Source organism: Vibrio sp. bablab_jr001 (genome assembly GCF_016464285.1).
In the GTDB taxonomy this organism is placed as follows: domain Bacteria; phylum Pseudomonadota; class Gammaproteobacteria; order Enterobacterales; family Vibrionaceae; genus Vibrio; species Vibrio fluvialis.
Window position 1 is genome coordinate 1 of the sequence record NZ_JACDWZ010000011.1, and the last position, 526, is coordinate 526.

The 526-nt window shown below is 50.2% G+C and carries 1 protein-coding gene; it reads right to left on the reverse strand.

Annotation, left to right across the window (positions count from 1 at the left end):
* A partial coding sequence (locus JIG40_RS00845; protein ID WP_199464617.1) for an IS3 family transposase occupies nt 1–526 on the reverse strand: 526 nt, incomplete at both ends.

The following is a 526-nucleotide window of genomic DNA, read 5'->3' on the forward strand; positions in this document are numbered from 1 at the left end:
CTTTGGTGATACGACTGCCCATTGACCAACCAATTATTCGTCGTGAGAACAAGTCCATTACAGCGCCAAGATAGAGCCAGCCTTCATGCGTTTTGATGTACGTAATATCCGTTACCCAAGCCGTGTTGGGCGCTAATGGATCGAATTGCCGCTCTAAACGATTTGGCGTAACAACGTGTTGCTCACCACTAGGAGCTCTCGGTTTTCGATAGCCAACTTGCGCTCGCAATCCTGCTCTCTGCATCAGGCGATGCACACGATTAATACCGCATTGCTCGCCAAGATCACGCAGATCTCGATGGAGTTTGCGGTATCCATAGACGCCACCAGACTCAAGCCAACATTGTTTGAGTTGGCCTGTAAGTCGTTCATTGTCACGTTGTCGCTTCGACTTTGCGCAGCTCCTCCACGCGTAATACCCGCTCGGATGAACATCAAATAACTGACACAGATGTCGCACAGAGTGGCTGTGATGATGTTCTTGGATAAAGGCGTATCTTACTCGGGGTGGCTTGCGAAGTACGCC